This is a genomic window from uncultured Tyzzerella sp. (assembly GCF_963558545.1).
In the GTDB taxonomy this organism is placed as follows: domain Bacteria; phylum Bacillota; class Clostridia; order Lachnospirales; family CAG-274; genus Tyzzerella.
Map to the genome: position 1 here is coordinate 1 of NZ_CAUWHO010000089.1, position 4,054 is coordinate 4,054.

5 protein-coding genes are annotated in these 4,054 nt (G+C 24.5%); all 5 read right to left on the bottom strand.

Going from position 1 to position 4,054, the window contains the following annotated elements:
• Window positions 1-88: 88 nt before the first annotated feature.
• On the bottom strand, window positions 89-862 hold the full coding sequence (locus R5Z65_RS09615) for a sulfite exporter TauE/SafE family protein (protein WP_317368778.1): 774 nt from the start codon (window positions 860-862) through the stop codon (window positions 89-91).
• 9 nt (window positions 863-871) lie between these two features.
• On the bottom strand, window positions 872-1,954 hold the full coding sequence (locus R5Z65_RS09620) for a helix-turn-helix domain-containing protein (RefSeq protein ID WP_317368779.1): 1,083 nt from the start codon (window positions 1,952-1,954) through the stop codon (window positions 872-874).
• 37 nt (window positions 1,955-1,991) lie between these two features.
• Window positions 1,992-2,315, bottom strand: a complete 324-nt coding sequence (locus R5Z65_RS09625; protein WP_317368780.1) for a hypothetical protein — start codon at window positions 2,313-2,315, stop codon at window positions 1,992-1,994.
• 147 nt (window positions 2,316-2,462) lie between these two features.
• Window positions 2,463-2,993, bottom strand: a complete 531-nt coding sequence (locus R5Z65_RS09630) for a peptidylprolyl isomerase (RefSeq protein WP_317368781.1) — start codon at window positions 2,991-2,993, stop codon at window positions 2,463-2,465.
• Window positions 2,994-3,075: 82 nt separating this feature from the next.
• Complete coding sequence (gene sigH / locus R5Z65_RS09635; protein WP_331678041.1) at window positions 3,076-3,708, bottom strand: RNA polymerase sporulation sigma factor SigH; 633 nt, start codon at window positions 3,706-3,708, stop codon at window positions 3,076-3,078.
• Window positions 3,709-4,054 lie beyond the last annotated feature (346 nt).

Genomic DNA, 4,054 nt, shown 5'->3' on the forward strand with positions numbered 1-4,054 from the left:
TTATTATTTATATTATTTAACTATAATATACTAAAAAAGGCTATATATAATATACATAACCTTAAATTTTATATTATTATATTTTAAATTATAAAAATTTTATTATATTATAAATATTTATAACTACTAAAAAAACTAAAACAAATATAAAAAATTTTTGTGTTTTATTATTATCCATTTTTTTAGATATAATACTACCTATTAATGCTCCCAAAATACCACCTAAGCACATAAAAATAAGATTTATATATTTAAAGCTAGGTATACCTATACAAAATGTTAATATTAAGCTAGCTAATTGAGAAAAAAACACAACTATTAAAGATGATAAAGCAGTTTGCTTAGCATCTAAAGAATAAAAATAATAAATAACTACAATATTTATAGGGCCTCCTCCTATACCTAAAAAAGATGATATAATACCTAACAAACAGCCTAATATTATAGTTATTACTTTAGATTTAATATTTTTAGATTTTAATTTATGACTAATAAACATATATACCAAAATTAAAATATTTATTATAAATAATAAAATAGATTGTACTAACCCTACTGCATCATTATTAAAATTTTTTGATATAATATCAAATATTTGCTTACCTATTATACCTCCAATACTTGCTCCTATACCAAGATATATAGGGATAGTAATATTTAGCTTTACATTTTGCTTTCTACTTCTAAATAAAGACACAATGGCCATAGATAAAACAGTACAACCAGATAAAAAACTTAATGTAGGTATCCCCATAATATTTAAGCTATCTACAACTGGCTTTATTATTATGCCTCCACCTATACCACTAATAGCACCTACTATACAAGCTATTAAGCATACAAAAAATAATATTAATCCCATAAAAATACCCTATCTGTTATCAACGTGTTTCATATAATTTACAACCATCAAAGCTAGTTTAAATGTTAAGGCATCATCAAATACCCTTATATCAAGCCCTGTTGTTTTTTCTATCTTTTCTAGCCTATAAACAAGAGTATTCCTGTGTATGTATAACTTTCTTGCTGTTTCTGATATATTTAAGTTATTTTCAAAAAACTTATATATAGTAGTTATAGTTTCCTCATCAAATGTATCTGGCAAGTTTTCTTTAAAAATTTCATTCATAAACATTTTACATAGATTAACTGGTAACTGATATATTAGCCTACCAATACCAAGTGTATTATATCCTATAATATTTCTACCATTATAAAATATATCCCCAACTTCCATAGACATTTTAGCTTCTTTATAAGATTTAGATATATATTTTAAATCATTTACAATAGTGCCATAAGCCACTTTAGCTTTAACCATTATTTCAGTGTTAAACATATCGACTAAAATATTAGCTACTTTTTCCACTTCTTCATAAGAAATATCCTCACCTATATCTTTTATTATTATAATACTTTTTTCATTTACTGCTGTTATATAATCTCTATTATTTTCTGCAAATATGTTCTTTATCATTTCTAATGAACTGCTATCTTTATCATCATAAGCCTTTACAATCATAACAACTCTATTGGCGTTGTTTTCTATATCTAGCTTTTTAGCTCTGTTATATATATCTACCAAAAGCATATTATCTAACAATAAATTTTGTATAAAACCATTTTCGTCAAGTTTTTCTCTATATGCAACTATTAAATTTTTTAATTGGCTAACACATATTTTACCCATAATATAACAATCTTCAGAATTACCTTTTGTTATAACAACATAGTTAGAAGATATGTCATCTATTACCTTAAAAAAGTTGTATTCACTAATAGATTGCATTTCTACCATAGAATTAAAAAAATCTATAATATAATCTTTTGATATGTTATTAACTTTAAATGTAGTAGCACATATTTCTCCATTAATATTAACTACACATAAATCTACCTTACTTATTATTTTTAAATCTTCTATTACATTTTTTATTACTTTATTGCTAAGCAACTATTTCCCCTCACTTTTCTTATTTATACAGTACGGTCTACATTTTTAATATTTTCATAATTAGTTTACCTATAATATACCCTAAAAATAAAATAATAGCATATATAAATATATAAATTGTAGCACTCAAATTATAGTATATAAATATAGTTGGTATATAAATTATAGTACAAATAATAGGATATAATATATTACTTTTTTTATTTAAACTATACATTATACTGGATAAAAAACAAACAGATGGCATTATAACTAACAAACTTAATATAGCCATACCCATATCTTTAATTAATACTGGTAGTCCATAAAAAACTATAACAATGGGAACAAGATATAATAGCTCTCTTTTTCCAATTTTCATAAAATCATCTCCTTAAAGTTAATATTTAATATATACGTAATTTTTATAAATATAGTCTTATAATAGTACTCTTTATAAAACTATAAAAAAATAGTATAGCTTTATATTTTTACAACAAAGATATAAAACTATACCTATAAATAAATATTATCTCATACTATTAGTTTTTGGCTCTTCATAAGTTTCTCCAAATGTTTCAACAGTAACTTTAGCCATTTTTTGTTCTTCTCTTGGTCTGTCAGAAAAACTAGTATCAACAGTTGCTATTTTATCTACATTTTCCATACCTTCTATAACTTGACCAAAACTAGCATAAGAACCATCTAAATGTGGTGCATCTTGGTGCATAATAAAAAATTGAGACCCAGCAGAGTTAGGGTGTTGAGAACGTGCCATAGATATAACACCTCTTTTATGCTTTAAGTTGTTTTCAAATTTATTTAAAGCAAATTCGCCATCTATACCATATCCAGGACCACCCATACCATTTTTTTCTGGGCAACCACCTTGTATCATAAAACCTTCTATTACTCTGTGAAAAATAAGTCCGTCATAAAAGCCTTTATTTATAAGGCTTATAAAGTTATTTACTGTATTAGGAGCAACCTCTGGCATAAGCTCCACTTTTATAATATCTCCATTTTCCATTTCTATTGTAACAATAGGATTTTTACTCATTATATGTACCCTCCAAAAATTTTATTGTATAATTTTTACTTTATAAAAACTATTTATATATTACATTTATTTTTTATATATGTCAACATTTAATAACTTGTATTTTCTTTCTGATTCTTTGTATAGCATTGTCGATAGATTTTTCGTCTTTTTCTAGCTTTTTGGCTATTGTTGCATAGCTTCTCCCTTTTAGGTAAAGCTTTAATACTTGCTTTTCTAGTCCACTTAAATTTTGATTTATTTGTTCTTGTAATATTTTTACATTTTCTTTATCTATAACTATTTCTTCTGGATTTAAAACTTTACTTTCTTCTAGTTTATCAATGTATGTAGTTTCACTATCTTCTTCATAAGCTAGCATATTTAAAGATAGATAAGAATTAAGAGGCAAATGTTTCTTTCTATTTGCTGTTTTTATAGCAGTCATCACTTGCCTATCTATACAAATTTTAGCAAATGTTTGAAAACTTGCATCTGTTTTTTTATAATCTCTAATAGCTTTATATAAGCCTATCATTCCTTCTTGTATGATATCTTCTGTATCTGCACCTATAATAAAATATGCCCTTGCTCTCATTTTAACAAGATTTTTATATTTAGTTATTAAATAATCTGTAGCTTTAATATCTCCATTTTTTATAAAATCTAAAATCTCTTCATCAGTATAATTTTCATACATTATTTTTTGTTCCTTTATATATAAAATACTAAACAATACCTTAATTTTATGGGCTTGTAGACAAAGTCTATACCCTCTTCAAAAAAATAACAAGTTTATTTTTTTGATATATTCTTGGGGTAAAAAGCTGATTTACTCAAAAAAGTGCTAAAGCCCCTAGAAATCTATCTTTTACACAATCCAAAGCAAAGCCTCGTATTGTGATTAAAATTTTTACTTTAATATTATTTTGTCTACAATCTGAATTTTATTTAATCATTTTTTTTAAATATTTTGTATTTTAAAAATTGATTAAATAAAAGACCCTTTTAAAGAGCCTTTAATTAATTGGCTATGTCACAACAAACAGTTGATAAATAGCCATTTTTATAGGGGAGTATCA